The organism is Curvibacter sp. EU05-FHT14A10, assembly GCF_058791075.1.
The window spans coordinates 1-20,018 of record NZ_JBYTDE010000004.1 but is presented as its reverse complement, the minus strand read 5'-3'; the positions used below and the strand labels follow the sequence as shown (position 1 = coordinate 20,018).

Sequence of the window (20,018 nt, the reverse complement as noted above, 5' to 3'; positions counted from 1 at the left end):
CCGAGGCGGTCCGACTCAATGGCCGTCGCTGCCCACGATGCGGTGGTGCAGCCGCCGCAGCGACCACCATACTGCCAGCAACACCACGGGAATGGCCAGCGCGGTGGTGGACTCCACGCTCCAGGGCCAGCCCACCTTGGTGGCGCCCTTGGCCACGTAGCCCAGCAGACCGACGATGTAGTAGCTGATGGCGGCCACCGACAAGCCCTCCACCGTGGACTGCAGCTTGAGCTGCAGGCCCTGCCGCTGATTCATGGTGGTGAGCAGGTCCTGGCTGCTTTGTTGCTGCTCGATCTCGACCCGGGTGCGCAACAGGTTGCTGATGCGCGAAACCCGCTGTGACAGCGCATCCTGACGGCGTGCGGCCCATTCGCAGGTGCTGCGGGCCGGGGTCAGGCGGCGCTCCATGAATTCGCCAATGGTCTGCATGCCCGCCAGCCGTGATTCGGCGATGTCCTGGATGCGCTTGTCGACCAACTCGAAATACGCGGCACTGGCCGAAAAGCGGCTGTGGGTGAGCGCGTACTGGCTCTCCACCTGGCCGGCCAGGCGGGTCAGGCGGTCCAGCAGTTCAGGCTCGTCCTGGCGGGCTGCCACCCGGATCGATTCGGCCAGGGCGGCCAGTTCGCGGTCGACCACCGACAAGGCAGCCCCTGCCTCACGGGCCACCGGCAGGCCCAGCAGGGCCGCCATGCGGTAGGTCTCGATCTCCAACAAGCGCTGCACCAGGCGACCCAAGCGGCGCGGCGACAGACTGCCGGCCAGCAGCAGCATGCGCGAAAAGCCGTCAGGGTGGATCGCAAAGTCGGTATAGACCTCGCCATGCCCATCGGCCACCTGAGAGGCCACCAGCGAATCCTCATGGAATAAGCGGCGCACCCGCTCCTCGGGGTCGCCCGCCGAGGCGGGTTGCACGATCAGGTGCACGGCACAGAAAGAACGCCCAGGCAAGCCAGCCAGCCACTCCTGCGGCGCCAGCCCGACCGCCGTGGGAGGCTCGGTGCGGTCCAGATCGGCCAGCTCCAGGCTGCGGCTGAAGCTCCAGCTGACAAATTCGGTGTGCAGCTCCCAGCGCAACCGCCAGGGGCCCAGATCGGTGCGCAAGTGGGTGGTACTGGCGTCGGGCAAGGCCTGGTGGTGGTTGCGCAGCAGGGCCGCCAAGTGCTCACGGCTGGCCTCGCGTTCGCGGGCATCACAGGCCATGACCAGGTGCGAGATCACCAGCGGTGCCTGCAAAGCCTCCGGCGGGCGAGCGTGGATCTCGTTGTGCAGCGCCACGCGCTGGGGATGTTGCGAAATGGGAAAGGGCAGCTTCATGCGTCTCTCAGGGTTGGCCGGCCCGGCCGGGACAGCCGGCATTGTGACGCATGCCAAAGGCTGGCCTTCCACGATCCGCCCCGCCCAGAAAAAACGGCACCCGAAGGTGCCGTTTGAACTTGGGGCCCGGGAGCCGCCAAAGGCGGGCTCGCCGAAGCAGCCGGGGTCAGTCTTCGACGAAGGCTTCCTCGCGCTTGTTCTTGACCGCAGGCAACAGCACGATGATCAGCAGCAGCAGGGCAGCGGCCAGCAGACCAGCCGACAACGGACGGGTCACGAACACGCTCCAGTCGCCACGCGACAGCAGCAGCGCACGGCGCAGGTTTTCTTCCATCATCGGGCCCAGGATGAAGCCCAGCAGCAAGGGGGCAGGCTCCACACCCAGCTTGTTGAACAGGTAGCCGATGAAGCCGAAGCCGCCCACCATCCAGATGTCGAAAGTGTTGTTGTTGGTGGAGTACACGCCGATCGCGCAGAACAGCACGATGGAGGGGAACAACCAACGGTAAGGCACGGTCAACAGCTTGATCCAGATGCCGATCAGCGGCAGGTTCAAGATGATCAGCATGGCGTTGCCGATCCACATCGAGGCAATCAGGCCCCAGAACAGTTCGGGGTTGCTGGTCATCACCTGCGGGCCCGGCTGGATGTTGTGGATGGTCATGGCACCCACCATCAGCGCCATCACGGCGTTGGGCGGGATGCCCAGCGTCAGCAGCGGGATGAAGGAGGTTTGTGCACCGGCATTGTTGGCGGCCTCAGGGGCTGCCACACCGCGGATGTTGCCTTGGCCGAAGGGCACTTCACCCGGGCGCAGCTTGGTCTTCTTCTCGATGGTGTAGGCGGCAAAAGCAGCCAGCAGCGCACCGCCGCCGGGCAGGATGCCCAGGGCAGAACCCAGCGCCGTGCCACGCAGCACAGCCGGGATCATGTTCCGGAAGTCTTCCTTGTTCGGGAACAGGCCTTCGACCTTGGCGGTGAACACTTCACGGTCTTCGTCCGACTGGGCGAGGTTGGTGATGATTTCGCCGTAGCCGAACACACCCATGGCGATGGCCACGAAGCCGATGCCGTCGGTCAATTCAGGGATGTCGAAGCTGAAGCGGGCCACGCCCGAGTTCACGTCGGTACCGACCAGACCCATCAACAGGCCCAGCACGATCATGGCCACCGCCTTGAGCAAAGAGCCCGAGGCCAGCACCACGGCGCCGATCAGGCCCAGGATCATCAGCGAGAAGTATTCGGCCGGGCCGAACTTGAAGGCAACTTCGGTCAGCGGCGGCGCGAAGGCGGCCAGGATCAAGGTGCCCACGCAACCGGCAAAGAACGAGCCCAGGCCCGCCGCAGCCAGCGCCGGCCCCGCACGGCCCTTGCGAGCCATCTGGTAGCCGTCGATCACGGTCACCACCGACGAGGATTCGCCCGGCAGGTTGACCAGAATCGCGGTGGTGGAGCCACCGTATTGAGCACCGTAGTAAATGCCGGCCAGCATGATCAGCGCAGCCACCGGGGGCAGCGCGTAGGTGGCGGGCAGCAGCATGGCGATGGTCGCCACGGGGCCGATGCCAGGCAGCACACCGATCAGGGTGCCCAGCAGACAGCCGACGAAAGCGTAGATCAGGTTTTGGCCCGTGAAGGCAACGCCAAAACCGAGCGCCAGGTTATTCATCAAATCCATTTTTTGTACTCCTCAATGCTCAGCCGGTGATGAAGCTGGGCCACACCGGGAACTGCAGCTTGAGCAGGACCACGAAAGCCAGGTAGCTGCCAATCGCCAGGATGGTGGACAGACCGAGCACACCCTTGAGGCTGAACTCATTGCCCGCCAGGCTGGAGATGATGACCAGGGCGTAGATGCCGAGGATCATGCCCATGGCCGGCAAACCAATGCTGGGCAGACCGCCGAGCAGGATGCCGAACACGAAGTTGGCGGCCAGGATGAAGAACAGGGGCTTCCAGGCCCAGGCACCGATCTTGTCGCCACCTTCGGTCTCGACCACCATCGCCTTGAAGGTGATGACAGATCCGATCAAAGCCAGCAGGATGCCCAGCATGAGGGGAAAGTACCCAGGACCCATGCGCGCACCAGACCCCACGCTGTAAGTCGTGGCACCCCATGCGAACGCGACACCGACCCCCATGAACATGAGGCCGGAAAAAAAGTCTTTTTGACTTTTGATTTTCACGAAGTATCTCCTCGAAAGAATTTTTCGACTGGGCGATTGTGGTGGCTTTCACGAAGCTGTCAGATGTGGATATCACCTACCAAGTCACTGACGCAGCGCAAATCTGGAGCAGCGGCAGCCCAGAAAAGTACAAATCCAAGGGAAAACCCAAATTGACTAAACAAGCGCCACCACAACACCCCATCCAAACAAAGGAAAACCCTGCTACCAGGGAGTAGCAGAGCGCGATGCGCAGGCTTGTGGGGGGCGGTCATGGCCCCGACCGGACCCTCAATCCAGAGGGGGGGTGGTGCTGAGCACTTCTTCGAGCGTGGTCAGGCCTTCGGCCACGCGCAGCGCTCCGGCCAGGCGCAGCGGCCGCATGCCATCGCTGACGCCCTGGCGGCGCAGCGCATCCAGGCTGGGCTCGCGGTTGACGCGATCCTTGAAGGCTTCGCTGATGGAGAGCAGTTCGTACAGGCCCATGCGCCCCATGAATCCCGTCATGCGACAGTCCACGCAACCCACGGGCTTGTAGGGGCGGTAGCCACCGCTGGCATTGATTTTCCAGGGCTTGACGAAGTCGGCCAGGGTCTCGGCGCTGAAGGCCTCGTCGGGCACCTTGCACTGGCGGCACAAGGTGCGCACCAGGCGCTGGGCCAGCACCCCCAGCACCGTGGCGTTGAGCAGGTAGGGCGGCACGCCCAGCTCCATGAGCCGGGTGATGGCCGAGGGCGCGTCATTGGTGTGCAGGGTGGAAAACACCAGGTGGCCGGTGAGGGCCGCCTGGACCGCCATGTCGGCGGTCTCCAGGTCACGGATTTCGCCCACCATGATGATGTCCGGGTCTTGCCGCATGAGCGAGCGCAGGCCCTCGGCAAAGCTGAAGTCGAGCTGGGGCTGCACCTGGGTCTGGTTGAAGGCAGGCTCGATCATTTCGATCGGGTCTTCAACGGTGCAGACATTGACCTCGTCGGTGGCCATCCGCTTGAGCGTGGAATACAGCGTGGTGGTCTTGCCCGAACCCGTGGGCCCGGTCACCAAGATGATGCCGTAAGGCCGGCGCGTGAGCTGCTCCCAGCGTTGGGCGTCGTGGGCCGAAAAGCCCAGGGCGTCCAGGTCTTTGACCGCGGTGTCAGGGTCGAAGATGCGCATCACCATCTTCTCGCCGAAGGCGGTGGGCAGGGTGGACAGGCGCATTTCCACCTCATCACCCCGCGGGTTGCGGGTCTTGATGCGACCGTCCTGCGGGCGCCGGCGCTCGACCACGTCCATGCGACCGAGCAGCTTGACGCGAGCCACCATGGCGTTGAGAACGCCCATGGGCATCTGGTAGACGGAGTGCAGCACGCCATCGATGCGAAAGCGGATCACGCCCTGCTCGCGCCGGGGTTCCAGGTGGATGTCGCTGGCACGCTGGTCGAAGGCGTATTGCCACAGCCAGTCGACCACCCGCACCACGCCCTGATCGTTGGCATCAAGCTGCTTGTTGCTGCGGCCGAGTTCGACCAGTTGCTCGAAGCTCGCCGCGTTGTTGCTGGCCCCCGCCTTCTGCGCGGCACGCACCGATTTGGCCAAGGCGAAAAACTCGGCGGTGTAGCGGTGAATCTCCAGCGGGTTGGCCACCACACGCCGAACCCGGCGCCGGGACTGGCGTTCGACTTCGCTGATCCAATCGGTCACAAAGGGCTCGGCCGTGGCCACGACCACCTCGCTGGCAGTGATCTGCACCGGCAGCACGCGGTGGCGCTCGGCGTAGGCGGCGCTCATGGTCTCGGCCACCTTGCCCACGTCGACGCGCAGGGGATCGATGCGAAGGTACTCAACCCCGGCGCGCCCGGCGATGTACTGGGTGAGCTCCTCCAGGTCCAACGGCCGGCCGTTGGAGGCCCTAAGCATGGCCACGCTGGCCAGACGCACCAGAGGATGCTGTGCGCTTTCAGCCTGCGAACAGCGTGCCACGGTGCGCTCGGCCTGCTCGGCCGAGATCACGCCGTCGGCCCGCAGCCAATCGACCACCCGCCGCCAGTCGAGCAGACCGATGTAGGGAATGGTGAGGCCGGCGGACGGGGGGACGTTGGAAGGTGGGGTGGCGCTGGCGGAAGGGGGCGCGGTGGCACTCATGACGGCTGGGTTCCGGTGATTCCGCCAGGTTTGGCGGCGCAACCGCCAGCATAACGCGCCCGGCGGCCACGCGGGCCCTGGCACGGCACCGGTTCACCAAGCTGATTCGAAGCCTTTGCAAAGGCGTTGTCGCGGGCCTGCACCGGCAGGTGCCAGGCCCAGGCCAAGACACTCAGGCAGAGCGGCGTGACACCAGCGGCTTGAACACGCGCAGCCACTTGGTGGCCGGCAGGCCCCAGCGGCTCTGGATCAGCTCGGCGCGCTCCAGCAAGACTTCGCGCTTGGGGCGCGACGGCGTGCGCTGGGCCAGCACCACGGTGTTGCCTTCGCGGGTGGGCTTGAAGGCCCAGATGGCGTCAGCCCCAAAGGCCTCGACCATTTTCTCGACGCTGCGCTCGTAGCTGGAGGAGCGACCGAACAGGTTCACGGTCATGCAGGCGTCTTCGCTGAGCAACTGACGGCAATCGGCATAGAACTCGGCGCTGTCAAGGACCGGAGCGGCGGCCTCATGGTCATACAGGTCGACCTGAAGGGCATCGACCACGCCGTGCCACATGGGGTTGCGGATCTCCTCGGCGGCGTCGGCGATCACCACGCGCAGCTTGCTGTCGTCGGGCGGCAGCTTGAACCAGCCGCGGCAGGCATGCAACACCTGAGGGTTGAGTTCGATGGCCGTGGTGGTGACCTTGAGCTTTTTGCGGCAGAACTTGGTCAGCGTGCCGGCGCCCAGGCCCAGTTGCATGGCATGGAAGCGCGTCAGGCGGGCCGGGTCGGTGAACAGCAGCCAGGCCATCATGCGTTGCACGTACTCCAGTTCGATGTCGTACGGAGCGTCCATGAGCATGGTGCCCTGGATCCATTCGGTGCCCAGGTGCAGACTGCGCACACCGTCCCAGTCCGAGAAATTGACTTCGGGCAGTTCGACGGGGGTGGGGGTGGATTTGCTGCGGGCCATGGCTGTGCGGGTGAAAAACGGTGCAGCACTGTAGCAGGCCCGCCCAGCACATGAAGCGCCGGCAGCCGGCACTCAGAGCAGACCGGCCGACTCGAAGGCCTCGCGCCAGGCGGCCAGCTTGTGCGCCAGGGTCTGGGACGCATTGGCCGGGCTGGTGGACGGCAGGCGCCACACCGGCAGCCCCAGCGCCAGGGTGTGCCGGGCATGGCGGTAGCTTTCGCCGCCGTTGTGGGCGATGGCGCACAGGCAAGGGCAACGCAGACGCAGGCTGGCCAGGTCATTGACCAAGGGCTTGCGGATGGCGCTGTCCAGGCTGCCTTCGCGTTCACACGAGGCATAAACATCCCACAGCCCCAGGCCGCGCCGCTGCAGTTGCTGCAGCCGATCGGGGTAATCCAGTGCGACCAGGTCGCATTGCCACAAAGTGGACAGGATCTTCCAGAACTGGTTTTGCGGGTGCCCGTAATACTGCTGCTGGGCCAGTGAGCGGGCACCCGGAAAACTTCCCAGCACCAGCAGGCGGGTTTCTGGCCCCAGCACCGGGGGCAGGCCTGTGAGGCGCTCGCTCATGGCGCGGCCCCGGCCAGCAGGGCTTCGAGTCGGGGCAAGGCCGAGCAGGCATTGCGCGTGGTGGCCGCGGCCAGTTCGGCCAGGGGCAGGCCCCGCAGGCCGGCCAGCACCTCCGCGATGCGGGGCAGTTCGGCCGGCGTATTGCGGCCCTGCGGCAGGCCGGCCGCACGCTCGGCCGCCGTGCGGTACAGCCAGTGCGGCGGAATGTCGGGCGCGTCTGTCTCCAGCACCAGCGAATCCAGCGGCAGTTCGGTGGCCAGGCGTCTCAGTTGCAACGCCCGGTCGTAGGTGAGCGCCCCGCCGAAGCCCAGCTTGAAGCCCAGGTGAACAAAGGCCTCGGCTTGCTGGAAGCTGCCATTGAAGGCATGGGCAATGCCCCGCCAGGCCCCCGCACCGGGCCCCCCGATCGAGCGCAGGGCGGCCAGCAGTGCGTCTGCCGACCGGCGCACGTGCAGGATCACCGGCAGATCGAACTGCCGCGCCAGGCGCAACTGAGCCCGGTAGAAATGCTGCTGGCGCGCCATGTCCAGGCCCGGCACAAAGCCGTCCAGGCCGATCTCGCCCACGGCCACCAGGCGCGGGTCGGCCTGCGCGACCTGCAGGGCCTGGGCCAGGCGGTCCAGGTCAGAGTCGGCCGCCCGTGGGGTGTAAAGGGGGTGGATGCCCAGGGCATAGCTGTCGCCGTGCCGGTGGGCCAGGCAGCGCACCGCCTCGAAATGGGCCACCTCGACCGCCGGCAGCACGCAGTGCCCGACCCCGGCGGCCCGGGCCTGCTGGCGCACCTGGTCGACATCGGCGGCCAGTTCGGGGGCGTCAAGGTGGCAATGGGTGTCTAGCCAGAACAACATGGACCCGATGATGCCTGAAGCGCCAGGGCTGCACGGCCTCCCCGGGCCGTGCAGCCGACGGCAAACCATGCTAAGGTTTTGCCCAGGCGTCGGCACCGTGCCCATGCCCCAGGACACAGGTGACCCCATGCGCAGGCCCGCCTTGTACATCCCACCCCGCCCTCCCGCCGCCGCCACGGCCCGGGAGCCCGTGCCGGTCGACGCGCCACCCTCTCCACAAGAGCCTTCGAGCCAGGCCCCCCAGGCCACCGATACGACCGCACAACACCCAGACCCCCCCGCCAACCCAGCCACCCCATCCGCCCCTGCGCGACAAGCCCATTGGCGCACCCGGGCGCCGGCCTGGATCAGCGCCGCCGCCCTGCTGTTTGCCGGCCTGTTGCTGGGCTGGCAACTGGCACCCCGGCCTCGCCCATTGACGCAGCAGGACATCGATGCCGCGGTGCGGCACAGCCTCGAAACCCAGCCGCTGCGTTCAGCCGTGGCACTGGCCGCAGAGCGGGTGGCGCCCTCGGTGGTTCGGGTCGTGGGTTTTGGCCACGAACGGGCCGAACGCCCCGCCCACCAAGGCAATACGCGAGGCCGTGAAGAACGCGAAGGGCATGAGACCAGCGTCGGCACCGGCGTGGTGCTGGTGGACAGCGGCCTGATCCTGACCAACCTGCATGTGGTCAAAGGGGCCGAACGCATCGGCCTGGTGTTCAGCGATGGCTTGCGCGCCAGCGCCACCCTGGTGGCCACCCGACCCGCGCAGGATCTGGCGGTGCTGCAGGCCAGCCGCGTGCCCGATGACCTGGTGGCCGCCACCCTGGCCAGCAGCGGCAGCCTGCACCCGGGCGACACCGTGGGGGTGATCGGCTTTCCGTACGGCATCGGGCCATCGGTGTCCGCAGGCGTGGTGTCGGGGCTGGACCGCGAATTTGATTCGCCTCAGGGACGCCAGACACTGAACCACATGATTCAGTTCGATGCGGCAGCCAACCCGGGCAACTCAGGTGGGCCCTTGTTCACGGCCCAAGGTGAGGTGGTGGGCATCGTGACGGCCATCCTCAACCCCGGTGCGGCCAAAACCTTCATCGGCATCGGCTTTGCCGTCCCGATCGAGAGCGCCGCCACGGCGGCCGGCATGCCCCCTTTCTGAAGCCCCCTGCCAGAACAAGGAACCCGCCCATGGATGCCCCGCCCCCAACGCAGACCGCCCCCGGCGCCGACACCGCCGCCCTGATGGAGCAGATCCTCTACGAGATCAAGCGCGTGGTGGTCGGGCAGGACCGGTTTCTGGAGCGCGTGATGGTGGCGCTGCTGGCGCAGGGGCACTTGCTGGTGGAGGGCGTGCCCGGGCTGGCCAAGACCCTCACGGTGAAGACACTGGCGCAGACACTGCATGGCCAGTTCAAGCGCATCCAGTTCACGCCTGACCTGATGCCAGCCGACCTGGTGGGCACACGTCTGTTCAACCCGCGCAACGGGGAATTCAGCACCGCCCTGGGCCCCGTGTTCACCCACCTGCTGCTGGCCGATGAGATCAACCGCGCGCCGGCCAAGGTGCAAAGTGCACTGCTGGAGGTGATGCAAGAGCGCCAGGTGACCCTGGCCGGCGAAACCCACCGGGTGCCCAGCCCCTTTCTGGTGATGGCCACCCAGAACCCGATCGAGACCGAGGGCACTTACCCCCTGCCCGAGGCCCAGTTGGACCGGTTCATGATGAAGGTGCACATCGGCTATCCGAGCGACGAGGAGGAGCTGGCGATCGTTCAGCGGGCGATCGCCCCGCCGGTGGCCGTGCGGCCAGTCGCCAGCATGGAGGCCCTGGTCGCGTTGCAAGCCTGCTGCCGGCAGGTGTATCTGGACCCGGCTTTGCTGCAGTACGCCGTGCGACTGGTGTCGGCCACACGGCAGCCGGCACAACACGGTCTGCCCGAGCTGCAGGGGTGGCTGAACGCCGGGGCCAGCCCCCGGGCCACGATCGCGCTGGCCGAGGGCGCACGGGCACTGGCGCTGATGCGTGGACGGCGCTACGCACTGCCTGAAGACCTGACGGACCTGGCACCCGAAGTGCTGCGCCACCGGCTGACCTTGTCCTATGAAGCCCTGGCCGAGGGGCACAGCCCCGACAGCCTGATCAACCGGCTGATGGGCCGCATCAGCCCGCCACCCCGAGCCCTGCAGCATGACGACCCACGCCCTGGATCGATCTGACACGGCTGCGCCCTTCGGGCCCCGGCCAGCCCAGATGAAGCTGGACTGGCCTGCGCTCAAGCGGCTGCAGGGCTGGCGGCCCGGGCCGTATCTCAGCCTGCTGCGCGGCAGCGGCCTGGATCTGGCGGACCTGCGCGAATACCAGCCGCACGACGAGGTACGGCACATCGACTGGAACGCCACGGCCCGCCTGCACACCCCCCACGTGCGCCTGTTCCACGAAGAGCGCGACATGAGCGCGTGGTTTGTGCTGGACCAGAGCCGCTCCATGCATTTCGGCTCGGGCCGCCACAGCAAAGCCCGCCTGGCGCAAGACCTGATCTGGGGTTTGGCCCTGACCTGGCTGGAGCACGGCCACCGGGTGGGCACACTGACTTTCAATGAGTTCGGCCCTCAGGGCCTGCGACAAAGCCCTCGCGCTCTGGGCGGACGCCAGGGGGCCGCGCAGTTGCGCCATGCCTTGGATCAGGGGCCGGACAGCCGCCGCCCTGCAGGCCCACCCGCCAGCGCTGCAACGCGCTCCCAGGCCCTGGCCCGAGCGCTGCACCGGGCCGGCGCCACGCTGCACCGGCGGAGCACGGTGCTGGTGCTGAGCGATTTCCAGGAGCAGATCGACTGGGAGCGCCCTCTGGGACGCCTGGCCCAAAAGCACGATGTGGTGGCCCTGCAGCTGCTGGACCCACTGGAGCAGGTGCTGCCGGATCTGGGCCTGCTGCACCTGCGGGACCCTGAAAGCGGCATGGCCTTGTGGGTGGACAGCCACGACCGTGCCCTGCGCGAGCGCTTTGCCCAGGCCGCGGCAGAACGCGGTGTGCGCCTGCGCGAGGCTTTTGGCCGCGCCGGGGTCGACGCCCTGGCGTTGAGCACGGCCGCTGATTGGGCGGCCGAGTTGCGGCGCTTTGTGCGCTTGCGCAGAGGCCTGCCTGCCGAGGCCCCCAGACCTCAGAACCGATGGCCTCAGGCGGAGGCCCCCACATGAGCTTTCTGTGGCCCCAGATGCTGTGGCTGCTGGCCTTGTGCCCGGTGGCCGTGGCGGCTTACGTGTTGCTGCTGCGCCGCCGGCGTGCAGCCACCCTCTACCCGGGGCTGGGCCTGCTGCAACAGGCCATGGGGCCGGGCCGGCGCTGGCGGCGGCACTTGCCACCCGCCCTGCTCTTGCTGGCCTGGGGTTTGTTGCTGCTGGCCGCCGCCCGTCCGGTGGCGCGGATCAGCCTGCCCAGCGAACAACAGACCCTGTTGCTGGTGATGGATGTGTCGGGCAGCATGCGCGCCACCGACGTCAAACCCAACCGGCTGGTGGCGGCCCAGGAGGCGGCCAAGGCCTTCATCCGCAGCCTGCCAAGGCCCGTGCGCGTGGGCATCGTGGCCTTTGCCGGCAGCGCCCAGCTGGCCCAGGCCCCGACCCGCAACCACGAGGACTTGTTTCAGGCGATCGATGGCTTTCAACTGCAACGGGGCACGGCCACCGGCAATGGCTTGGTGGTGGCGCTGGCCACTTTGTTTCCCCAGGCCGGCATCGATTTGGCCCATTGGGGGGCCGGCACCATCACCGCAGCCCCACTGGGCAGCCCGGAGGCCACCAGACCACAGCCCTGGCAGCCTGTACCCGCAGGCTCTTACACCACGGCGGCAATCATCATGTTGACGGACGGCCAGAGGACCACGGGGGTCGATCCCCTGGAGGCCGCCCGCCTGGCCGCAGAGCGCGGGGTGCGCGTATACACCGTGGGGGTGGGGACGGTGGATGGCGATACCGTGGGATTTGAAGGCTGGTCAATGCGGGTGCGACTGGACGAGGAGACGCTGAAGGCGGTGGCAGCGCGCACCCAGGGCGAGTACTTTCATGCGGCTTCGGCCGAGGCCCTGCATCAGGTCTACGAAACCCTGGGCTCACGGCTGGCCCTGGAAACCCACGAGACCGAGATCAGTGCCTTGCTGGCCCTGGCAGCGGCGGCACTGGTCTTGCTGGCCTCGGGTTTGTCCTTAAGCTGGTTCGGCCGCGTGGCTTGAAACCCACTGTTCCTGACTGAGGCAACGCAAGCCGCACTGCGAAACCGGTGCCAGGCCCCACTCTGACGCCCCATAGCGCGAAGTTGGGGCTAGACTGTGTTTTTCTTTGTCACAAGTGGAATCCGCCATGACCTCAGAAGCCCAACGAGAGATCGACGAGCGCACCAACCTGACCAGCACCAACAAATTTGAACTGCTGTTGTTCCGCCTGGGCAAGGATGCTCATGGGGACAGGTCTGAGCTGTTTGGCATCAACGTGTTCAAGGTCAGAGAGATCGTGGAGATGCCCAAGATCACCGCCATCATCGGGGCCGCCAAGGGTGTGCTCGGGGTGGTGAACCTGCGCGGCCAGGTGATCCAGGTGATCGACCTTCCGTTCATCGTGGGATGCCAGCCGGTGACCGGTTTGAACATCATGCTGGTGGCCGAGTTTGCACGCCACACCATCGCGTTTGCGGTGGAAGCGGTGGAAGAGATCGTGCGCCTGGACTGGACGCAGGTGCTGGCGGCCGAGGGCAACGCGGCCTCGGGCATGGTGACCAGCATTGCCCGCCTGGACGGCGATGTGGACAACACCCGCCTGGTGCAGGTGCTGGATGTGGAAGCCATCCAGCGTCGCGTCAGCCCCACCCCCGATCAGGAAGTGAACCCGGGCACCATTGGCCCCTCGCTCAACCTGCGCCCTGGCAGCGTGGTGCTGGCAGCCGACGACTCGCCCATGGCCCGCACGCTGATGGAAAAGAGCCTCGAAGCCATGGGAGCCCCCTTTGTGATGACCCGCAGCGGCAAAGAGGCCTGGGAGACGCTGCAACGCATCGAGGCCGATGCGCGCAAGGAAGGCCTGACGATCCGCGACAAGGTGGCCCTGGTGCTGACTGACCTGGAGATGCCCGAGATGGACGGCTTCACCCTGACGCGAAACATCAAGCAAGACGTGCGTTTCAGCGGGCTGCCGGTGGTGATCCACTCCTCGCTGTCAGGCACGACCAACGAGGATCACGTGAAGAGCGTGGGCGCCGATGCCTATGTGGCCAAGTTTGCCCCGGCCGAACTGGCCCAGGTGTTGCGCTCCGTGATGAGCCGCTGACCCTCACGAAAGGGCCAACGGTCGCACCCTTGCATCAGACTGTTTGAATCTTGCCGATCTGACCCAGGTTACCGGGGGTTGGTATCTACCTTGTCGCGGCTGCCACAACAGCCGCCCCACGCCCATCCTGGCGCGGGCTCTCACCGACACTGAGGACTTGGCCCATGCCCCCCGCAAAAAAATCTGCAAAAAAACATGTCTGGCCCTTGTGGGGCCTTTGCCTTTTGAGCAGCGCTCTCTTGAGCGCCTGCAATGATCTGGGCTCCGACGCCCCGATTGGTGGCACGCTGAGCGGGCTGCCCAGTGGCCAGCAACTTGTGCTGCAAAACAATGCCGACGACGATCTGACGCTGACGCGCAACGGTGAATTCCGCTTTGACACGCGACTGAAGGCTGACGAACGCTACAACGTCAGCGTTCTCACCCAGCCTGCCGGCGTGAACTGCAGTGTGAGCAGTGGCAGTGGCAAGGTGAACAGCCGAGGCGATGGGGTGTTTGCCGTGAAAGTGGCCTGCGATACCGGCCTTTCGCTGGGCGGCACCCTGGCCGGGCTGCAAGCGGGCACCAGCGTGACGCTGAGCACCAACGGCCTGTCACTGTTGCTGGCGCAGAACGGCTTCTTCCAATTCAAGAACTCACTGCCCGCAGGGACACCTTATCAGGTGGTGGTGGCTCAGCAACCGCTGCAAGGCAAGTGCAGCGTGAGCAATGGCAGCGGCAACATTGTCGCGGGCAAGCTCTCGCTGGTGAATGTGGATTGCCAGTGACGGTCTGAGAAAAAGAGGTCAAGCCCCACGTGCAACGGTCGATAAGCATGACAGGCATCAAGCCGGTCGGCAGCTTTGACGCCCCGAAATGCGGGGTGATTACCCCTCTTTTCAGAAGATCCCGCGTAGGCGAAGAGCAGACCATGGAGGCACGTGTTTCTGCGTCATGACCGCGCTCACCCGGGGGTGACGGGTGAAGCAGGCCCCACGGTCAATGCCATGAATATTCTGAGACTTCGTATCCGGCCTGATGCTCCTATCAACCTGCATGCCCCACTGATCCGACAGGCGCCTTCCGTGGTCACGGTCAGCCACCGCGTTCAAGCCTCAGCCAACCAGGTTCAAGGCCAAGAGGTGAACGAACCGTCGCCAGCAGCGCCGTCTGTGAGCGCCCATGGCGGGCCCGACGCCCTGTCCGCAGCCGCCTGAGGTTCCGTACCGGACCGGGTCAAACTCACCCTGGCCCACGGCGCTCGCACCCATGACCCGTGACCAGCGGCAGTTGCGATGCGGCTTAAAGTGCGAATCGCTCGCGCATGGCCTCAGCGAAGGTGACGCTGCCACAGAGTGAAAGGGTGACGGTGCGACGCACCCGCTCTTCACCGGGTGCCTCTTCTGAAACCACCAGTCCTGGGGTGTGAAGGTTCACGGTCAGGCTGTGCACGGGCTGGGTCTCGCACCAGGCCTGCAGATCCACGTCCCAGTCACCGCCATGGTCCAGAGGCCTTTCAGGGCCAAAGTGGTCTCGCGCCCATTTCAGCACTGCGGCGATCTCGGCCAGTACCAGGGGCAATTGCTCGGGCCAGACCGATGCCATGGCGTCGAAGGTACCCTCTTCATCGGTGTCTTCGCTGCAATCGAAATCCAACCAGTCCAGCGTCATGCGGGCACCTCGGTGGCCTGGCCCATGCGCTCCTCGGCCAGGCGACCCCGAACCAGGCGCATTTGGCGGGCACAGCGTGCCGCCAGGGTTTCGTCGTGGGTGACCATGACAAAGGCGGTGCCCTGATCGCGGGCCAACTGCAGCATCAACTGGAACACCTGCTCGGCCGTACCCCGGTCAAGGTTGCCTGTGGGTTCGTCCGCCAGCACGCAGGCGGGTTGGGCTACGAGGGCGCGGGCGATGGCCACGCGCTGTCTCTCGCCGCCAGAAAGCTCCGCCGGTCGGTGGTGCAAGCGATCGGCCAACCCCACCGCCTCAAGCATGCGGCGCGCCGCCTCGGAGGAGACGGCTGCGGCTTCACGGCGGATGCGCAGGGGCATGGCCACGTTGTCCAGCGCGCTGAACTCAGGCAGCAAGTGGTGGAACTGGTAAACAAAGCCCAGGTGCCGGTTACGCAATCGCCCCTGGGTGGCAGGGTCGAGTTGCGACAGGGGTTGGCCCATGAGGCTGACCTCACCGGCGCTGGGCGCATCGAGCCCGCCCAGCAAGTGCAACAGCGTGCTTTTGCCCGAACCGGACGCGCCGACGATGGCCACGGTGTCGCCAGCGCGGATGCTGAGGTCCACGCCTTGCAGCACCGTCACATCCAGCCGGCCTTCGGTGAAACGCTTGCTCAGGCCCCGGGCTTGCAGCACGGTGTTGGAGAGGGTTGGATCACTCATATCGCAGGGCCTCGGCAGGGTTGACCCGGCTGGCACGCCAACTGGGATAGAGGGTGGCCACAAATGCCAGCAGCAGTGAGATCAGGGTAATGGGCAGGATGTCGCCCTGCTGCGGGTCACTGGGCATGCGGCTGATGAGATAGATGTCCTTGGGCAAAAAGCTGGCGTGGAAGGCTTGCTCGATGGCCGGTACGATCACATCAATGTTGCAGGCAATGGCCAGGCCCAGCACCAGCCCCGCCAAGGTGCCGATCACACCCACCATCGCGCCCTGCACGACAAAGATGCCCATGATGCTGGCCGGACTGGCGCCCAGCGTGCGCAAGATGGCGATGTCGGCGCGCTTGTCGGTGACGGTCATGACCAGGGTGCTGACCAGGTTGAAGGCGGCCACGGCCACGATCAGGGTCAGGATGATGAACATCATGCGTTTTTCAAGCTGAACGGCCGCGAACCAGCTCTTGTTCTGGCGCGTCCAATCGCTGATCAGCAGATCCCCACTCAGGCTGCCGGCCAGTTGCTGGGCCACCTCGCGGGCCTGGTGAAGATCGCGAATGCGAAGGCGAATGCCGGTGGGCCCCTCCAGGCGAAAGATGCGCTGGGCATCTTCCATGTGCAACATGGCCAGGGTGGAGTCGTACTCATAGTGACCGGAGTCGAAGGTGCCGACCACGGTCATCTGTTTGAGGCGGGGCACCACACCCGCGGGCGTGACCTGGCCTGAGGGGGCGATCAAGGTCACCGGATCGCCTGTGCGCACGCCCAAGCTGCGGGCCAGGTCGGCGCCAAGCACGATGCCGAATTGCCCAGGCACCAGGCGTTGCAGCACGTCTTGCTTGAGGGCGGAGTCCATGTCCGCGACTTCCGGTTCACGCGCGGGGTCGATGCCGCGCACGATGGCCCCTTTCATGGTGTCGCCCCGGGCGAGCAAGGCCTGCACAGCGATGAAGGGTGCTGCGCCCAGCACCTCAGGATGGCGTCTCGCCTCCTGGAGCGTCAGCGACGGATCGGGCAGCGCGTCACCCTGGGGGGTGAAGATCTCGATGTGTGCCACCACGCTGAGCATGCGGTCACGGACTTCCTTCTGGAAACCGTTCATGACCGACAGGACAATGATCAGGGCCGCCACGCCCAGCGCAATGCCCAGCATGGAGACCCCGGAGATGAATGAGATGAAGCCGTTGCGCCGTGTGGCACGGCCGGCGCGGGTGTATCGCCAGCCCAAGGCCAATTCGTAAGGGATTTGCATGGAGCCGAGATTGTGGCATCCCGGACAATACACCCCATGTCAGAACAGAATATCGCTAGCCGTATGGTGCGGCTCATCGTGCCCTATGCGCATTGCTCCGCCGAAGGCGCCCAACAGGCGCTTGGCCCCAGGGAGTTACCCAACCTCTATCAGTTGAGCCGACTGCTGAGCCCAGGCACCCGCCACGCTCCAAGTGAAGACAGCCCCACACTGCCTCATGAATGGGCCTTGGCCCAGGCGATGGGCTTGCCCGAAGGCTCCTCGCTGGATGCAGCGCCCACACCGTGGGCCGCCTGGGACGCCCTGCAGTGGCTGGGGCCAGCCACCATGGAACATGCCTGGAGCTGGATCACCCCTTGTCATTGGCAGGTTGGGAGCAGCCACATCGCCATGAGCGACCCGCAGGCCTTGGGGCTGGGCGAGGCCGAGTCACGTGCCCTGCTTGACATCTTGGCGCCGTTTTTCAAAGACGACGGCATCGAACTGCACTACCAGAGCCCAGAACGGTGGTTGGCCTGTGGTGAAGTTTTTCGAAAGTTGCATGCGCCCAGCCTGGATCGGGTGATCGGACGCTCGATTGACGCCTGGATGCCTCAGGGCCCCTCTGCAAACCTGCTGAGGCGCTTGCAAACAGAAACCCAGATGCTGCTGTACACGCACGCGTTCAGCGAGGCACGCCAGGCGCAAGGTGCGCCAAGCATCAACTCCTTCTGGATCAGTGGCTGTGGCGCCCTGCCCCAGGGATGGCAGGCGCCGCAGGCTGCGCCACAGGTATTGGATGACTTGCGCAGGCCCGCGCTGGCAGGGGACTGGAACGCCTGGACAGACGCCTGGAGGCAATTGGACGCCGGACCGATGGCCCAATGCCTCCGCATCGCAAGCCAGGGTATACCGATAGAACTGACGCTGTGCGGCGAGCTGGCTCTGCAAAGCTGGCATGGCCCGCGCAATGGTCTGCTGTCCAGGTTGGCAGCTCGCTGGCAAGGCAAAACTGCATTCAGGCAGGCGCTGGAGTCACTATGAAAATACTCGAACGAGATATCCCTCCTCGCGCCTGCTGGGCCCTGGAGCAAGCCGGCATCCACCCACTTTTGGCACGCCTTTATGCGGCCCGGGGTGTGCAGAACAAGGAAGAACTGGACGATGGGCTGGCCCATCTGCTGCCGCCGCATACCCTCAAAGGGGCTCAAGAGGCCGCACAACTTCTGGCTGACGCCATCGCAGCGAACATGAGCCTGTGCATCGTGGCCGATTACGACTGTGACGGCGCCACCGCTTGTGCGGTAGCCCTGCGTGGCTTGCGTGCTTTGGGGGCGCAACGCGTGGATTACCTGGTGCCCGACCGGGTCATTGATGGTTATGGCCTGACCGCGCCGATTGCGGAGCGGGTGAAGGCCATGAGCGCCGATGTGCTGATCACGGTCGACAACGGGATTGCCAGCATGGAAGGCGTCGCCCGCGCCCGAGAGCTAGGGCTTCAGGTCTTGATCACCGACCATCACCTGCCGGCCGCCGAAACGCCGGATGCCCATGTCATCGTCAATCCAAACCAGCCCGGATGCGACTTCGGCAGCAAATCCATGGCGGGTGTTGGCGTCATGTTTTATGTGCTGTTGGCCTTGCGAGCTGAACTCCGCCGCCGTGGCGCGTATGTGGAGCATCCTCAACCCAAACTGGATGACCTGCTCCCCCTTGTGGCGCTCGGCACCGTGGCCGATGTGGTCAAGTTGGACGAAAACAACCGGCGATTGGTCGCCCAAGGTCTCAAGCGGATTCGTGCAGGGGTCATGCCAGCGGGCGTCGAGGCCTTGTTTCGCGCCGCAGTGCGTGATGCGCGCAAAGCAACAACCTTTGATTTCGGATTTGCACTGGGCCCCCGCATCAATGCGGCGGGCAGGCTATCCGATATGACGGTTGGCATCGAATGCCTGGTGACAGACAACGCCGGTCGAGCCGACGAACTGGCGAAATTGCTCGATAGCATCAACCGCGAGAGACGTGACATCGAGGGCGGCATGCGTGAACAGGCCTTCGCAATCGCTGAAACTCTTTTTGAAGAAGGCCAGGCCGCCCCTCCAGCCATCAGCGTGTTCGACCCCGACTTCCACGAAGGCGTGGTGGGCATCGTGGCCTCTCGCATCAAAGACAAACTGCATCGCCCAACGTTCGTGTTTGCGGCGAGCGCGGCGCCAGGCCGGGAGCACGAACTCAAGGGATCAGGGCGGTCGATCCCCGGCTTTCACTTGCGCGACGCACTGGATTTGGTGGCCAAACGTCACCCTGGTGTCTTGTTGAAATTTGGCGGCCATGCAATGGCGGCCGGGTGCTCAATCCCCCGATCCCACTTCGACACCTTTTCACAAGCGCTGGCCCAAGTGGCAGATGAATGGCTTGACGCAGCCACCTTGACTCGCCGCCTGGATACCGATGGCCCGCTGGCGCCGGAATACCGCCGCACCGATGTCGTCGACACCTTGCACCGTGAAGTATGGGGTCAAGGATTTGCACCCCCTACTTTCAGCGAAGAACTGGAGGTGGTGTCACAAAGGCTGGTGGGGGAGAAGCACCTGGCCCTGAAATTGAAGCACCAAGGTGATGCCGTGGATGGCATTTGGTTTGGGCATACCGAGCCATTGCCCAAACGAGTCAAGCTCGCGTTTCGGCTGGACGCCGATGAATGGCAAGGCGTTCGCAGGGTTCGCTTTCTGGTCGAAGGCGCGGAGTTCTGACTGCGTCGCGTCTCGGGCTCATTCAGCCTCAACAGGCCTGCGCCATAGCTGGGTGGCCTGCATGGAGCGAGATCAGCGCTCCACATCACAGGCAGGATAAAGAGGCCACACCAGTTGCATTGACCATGAATACCTAATGGCACCAGGATTGGCTGCGGGGCGAGCCAATTGATGCACGTTCGCCCCAGAAGGTCGTCTGCTGGGCCGAGGGTACGTGGAGCTGACGGGGTACGCGCAGGCGCTGAGGCTGTGATCGGAGAGGACAGCGGCAAGCGTTGGCCCAGGAGCTGCAGTAGCGTATTCTGCAGCCCCAAAGACAAAACCCCCGCCAGTTTCCTGGAGGGGGTTTTGAGGGCTGTAAGAGCCTGACGATGACCTACTTTCACACGGGAA

18 protein-coding genes are annotated in these 20,018 nt (G+C 65.4%); 8 read left to right on the top strand and 10 right to left on the bottom strand.

Translation table 11 applies throughout. The features are described from left to right. Positions 1-15: 15 nt before the first annotated feature. The 7 genes from AC3WUT_RS08695 to AC3WUT_RS08665 form a co-directional block, all read right to left on the bottom strand. The gene (locus AC3WUT_RS08695) at positions 16-1,317 is read right to left on the bottom strand and encodes a DUF3422 family protein (RefSeq protein ID WP_492346691.1); all 1,302 of its coding nucleotides are present in this window, start codon (positions 1,315-1,317) and stop codon (positions 16-18) included. A gap of 166 nt (positions 1,318-1,483) precedes the next feature. After that, the gene (locus AC3WUT_RS08690; RefSeq protein ID WP_492346690.1) at positions 1,484-2,995 is read right to left on the bottom strand and encodes a tripartite tricarboxylate transporter permease; all 1,512 of its coding nucleotides are present in this window, start codon (positions 2,993-2,995) and stop codon (positions 1,484-1,486) included. Positions 2,996-3,014: 19 nt separating this feature from the next. Further along, on the bottom strand, positions 3,015-3,503 hold the full coding sequence (locus AC3WUT_RS08685) for a tripartite tricarboxylate transporter TctB family protein (RefSeq protein WP_492346689.1): 489 nt from the start codon (positions 3,501-3,503) through the stop codon (positions 3,015-3,017). Positions 3,504-3,773: 270 nt separating this feature from the next. Further along, the gene (tfpB, locus tag AC3WUT_RS08680) at positions 3,774-5,606 is read right to left on the bottom strand and encodes a type IV pilus assembly ATPase TfpB (RefSeq protein ID WP_492346688.1); all 1,833 of its coding nucleotides are present in this window, start codon (positions 5,604-5,606) and stop codon (positions 3,774-3,776) included. 172 nt (positions 5,607-5,778) lie between these two features. Beyond that, positions 5,779-6,561 carry a class I SAM-dependent methyltransferase gene (locus tag AC3WUT_RS08675; protein WP_492346687.1) on the bottom strand — a complete coding sequence of 261 codons (783 nt, stop codon included), beginning with the start codon at positions 6,559-6,561 and terminating at the stop codon, positions 5,779-5,781. A 72-nt stretch (positions 6,562-6,633) separates the two neighbouring features. Then, the gene (locus AC3WUT_RS08670) at positions 6,634-7,131 is read right to left on the bottom strand and encodes a DNA-deoxyinosine glycosylase (protein WP_492346686.1); all 498 of its coding nucleotides are present in this window, start codon (positions 7,129-7,131) and stop codon (positions 6,634-6,636) included. Then, entirely contained in the window at positions 7,128-7,979 is an 852-nt protein-coding gene (locus AC3WUT_RS08665; RefSeq protein ID WP_492346685.1) for a TatD family hydrolase, read from the bottom strand. Before AC3WUT_RS08665 ends, AC3WUT_RS08670 begins: the two co-directional genes overlap by 4 nt. A gap of 142 nt (positions 7,980-8,121) precedes the next feature. On the opposite strand from AC3WUT_RS08665, the gene AC3WUT_RS08660 reads away from it, so the two are divergent. From AC3WUT_RS08660 to AC3WUT_RS08635, 6 genes are all read left to right on the top strand, one after another. Continuing rightward, positions 8,122-9,120 (top strand): S1C family serine protease, encoded by a 999-nt coding sequence (locus AC3WUT_RS08660; protein WP_492346684.1) that lies wholly within the window; start codon positions 8,122-8,124, stop codon positions 9,118-9,120. Positions 9,121-9,149: 29 nt separating this feature from the next. Next, entirely contained in the window at positions 9,150-10,178 is a 1,029-nt protein-coding gene (locus AC3WUT_RS08655; RefSeq protein WP_492346683.1) for an AAA family ATPase, read from the top strand. Next, positions 10,150-11,157: a DUF58 domain-containing protein gene (locus AC3WUT_RS08650; RefSeq protein WP_492346682.1), complete on the top strand. Its 1,008-nt coding sequence runs from the start codon at positions 10,150-10,152 to the stop codon at positions 11,155-11,157. The genes AC3WUT_RS08655 and AC3WUT_RS08650 overlap by 29 nt, the downstream gene beginning before the upstream one ends. Further along, positions 11,154-12,188, top strand: a complete 1,035-nt coding sequence (locus AC3WUT_RS08645; RefSeq protein WP_492346681.1) for a VWA domain-containing protein — start codon at positions 11,154-11,156, stop codon at positions 12,186-12,188. Before AC3WUT_RS08650 ends, AC3WUT_RS08645 begins: the two co-directional genes overlap by 4 nt. 127 nt (positions 12,189-12,315) lie before the next feature. After that, on the top strand, positions 12,316-13,275 hold the full coding sequence (locus AC3WUT_RS08640) for a chemotaxis protein (RefSeq protein ID WP_492346680.1): 960 nt from the start codon (positions 12,316-12,318) through the stop codon (positions 13,273-13,275). A 239-nt stretch (positions 13,276-13,514) separates the two neighbouring features. Further along, a complete protein-coding gene (locus tag AC3WUT_RS08635) occupies positions 13,515-14,042 on the top strand; it encodes a hypothetical protein (protein ID WP_492346679.1) in 528 nt (175 codons plus the stop codon). A 514-nt stretch (positions 14,043-14,556) separates the two neighbouring features. Here AC3WUT_RS08635 and AC3WUT_RS08630 read toward each other — a convergent pair. From AC3WUT_RS08630 to AC3WUT_RS08620, 3 genes are read right to left on the bottom strand one after another with little or no spacing between them, the layout of a single operon-like run. After that, entirely contained in the window at positions 14,557-14,925 is a 369-nt protein-coding gene (locus AC3WUT_RS08630; RefSeq protein WP_492346678.1) for a hypothetical protein, read from the bottom strand. After that, on the bottom strand, positions 14,922-15,647 hold the full coding sequence (gene lolD / locus AC3WUT_RS08625; RefSeq protein WP_492346677.1) for a lipoprotein-releasing ABC transporter ATP-binding protein LolD: 726 nt from the start codon (positions 15,645-15,647) through the stop codon (positions 14,922-14,924). Before lolD ends, AC3WUT_RS08630 begins: the two co-directional genes overlap by 4 nt. Next, positions 15,640-16,896, bottom strand: coding sequence for a lipoprotein-releasing ABC transporter permease subunit (locus AC3WUT_RS08620; RefSeq protein ID WP_492346676.1), 1,257 nt, complete (start codon positions 16,894-16,896; stop codon positions 15,640-15,642). The genes lolD and AC3WUT_RS08620 overlap by 8 nt, the downstream gene beginning before the upstream one ends. Before the next feature lie 36 nt (positions 16,897-16,932). Between AC3WUT_RS08620 and AC3WUT_RS08615 the strand changes: the two genes are divergently transcribed. Both AC3WUT_RS08615 and recJ read left to right on the top strand, forming a co-directional pair. Continuing rightward, positions 16,933-17,919, top strand: a complete 987-nt coding sequence (locus AC3WUT_RS08615; protein WP_492346675.1) for a phosphoglycerate mutase — start codon at positions 16,933-16,935, stop codon at positions 17,917-17,919. Then, a complete protein-coding gene (gene recJ, locus AC3WUT_RS08610) occupies positions 17,916-19,625 on the top strand; it encodes a single-stranded-DNA-specific exonuclease RecJ (RefSeq protein WP_492346674.1) in 1,710 nt (569 codons plus the stop codon). The genes AC3WUT_RS08615 and recJ overlap by 4 nt, the downstream gene beginning before the upstream one ends. The last annotated feature ends 393 nt before the right edge of the window (positions 19,626-20,018 follow it).

Excerpts from the sequence above, each read along its gene's own strand:
- AC3WUT_RS08620 (WP_492346676.1), bottom strand. The coding sequence starts at position 16,896 with ATGCAAATCCCTTACGAATTGGCCTTGGGCTGGCGATACACCCGCGCC.
- AC3WUT_RS08630 (WP_492346678.1), bottom strand. The coding sequence starts at position 14,925 with ATGACGCTGGACTGGTTGGATTTCGATTGCAGCGAAGACACCGATGAA.
- AC3WUT_RS08665 (WP_492346685.1), bottom strand. The coding sequence starts at position 7,979 with ATGTTGTTCTGGCTAGACACCCATTGCCACCTTGACGCCCCCGAACTG.
- AC3WUT_RS08695 (WP_492346691.1), bottom strand. The coding sequence starts at position 1,317 with ATGAAGCTGCCCTTTCCCATTTCGCAACATCCCCAGCGCGTGGCGCTG.
- AC3WUT_RS08640 (WP_492346680.1), top strand. The coding sequence starts at position 12,316 with ATGACCTCAGAAGCCCAACGAGAGATCGACGAGCGCACCAACCTGACC.
- lolD (WP_492346677.1), bottom strand. The coding sequence starts at position 15,647 with ATGAGTGATCCAACCCTCTCCAACACCGTGCTGCAAGCCCGGGGCCTG.
- AC3WUT_RS08655 (WP_492346683.1), top strand. The coding sequence starts at position 9,150 with ATGGATGCCCCGCCCCCAACGCAGACCGCCCCCGGCGCCGACACCGCC.
- AC3WUT_RS08645 (WP_492346681.1), top strand. The coding sequence starts at position 11,154 with ATGAGCTTTCTGTGGCCCCAGATGCTGTGGCTGCTGGCCTTGTGCCCG.
- AC3WUT_RS08650 (WP_492346682.1), top strand. The coding sequence starts at position 10,150 with ATGACGACCCACGCCCTGGATCGATCTGACACGGCTGCGCCCTTCGGG.
- tfpB (WP_492346688.1), bottom strand. The coding sequence starts at position 5,606 with ATGAGTGCCACCGCGCCCCCTTCCGCCAGCGCCACCCCACCTTCCAAC.
- AC3WUT_RS08670 (WP_492346686.1), bottom strand. The coding sequence starts at position 7,131 with ATGAGCGAGCGCCTCACAGGCCTGCCCCCGGTGCTGGGGCCAGAAACC.
- AC3WUT_RS08615 (WP_492346675.1), top strand. The coding sequence starts at position 16,933 with ATGTCAGAACAGAATATCGCTAGCCGTATGGTGCGGCTCATCGTGCCC.
- AC3WUT_RS08690 (WP_492346690.1), bottom strand. The coding sequence starts at position 2,995 with ATGGATTTGATGAATAACCTGGCGCTCGGTTTTGGCGTTGCCTTCACG.
- recJ (WP_492346674.1), top strand. The coding sequence starts at position 17,916 with ATGAAAATACTCGAACGAGATATCCCTCCTCGCGCCTGCTGGGCCCTG.
- AC3WUT_RS08675 (WP_492346687.1), bottom strand. The coding sequence starts at position 6,561 with ATGGCCCGCAGCAAATCCACCCCCACCCCCGTCGAACTGCCCGAAGTC.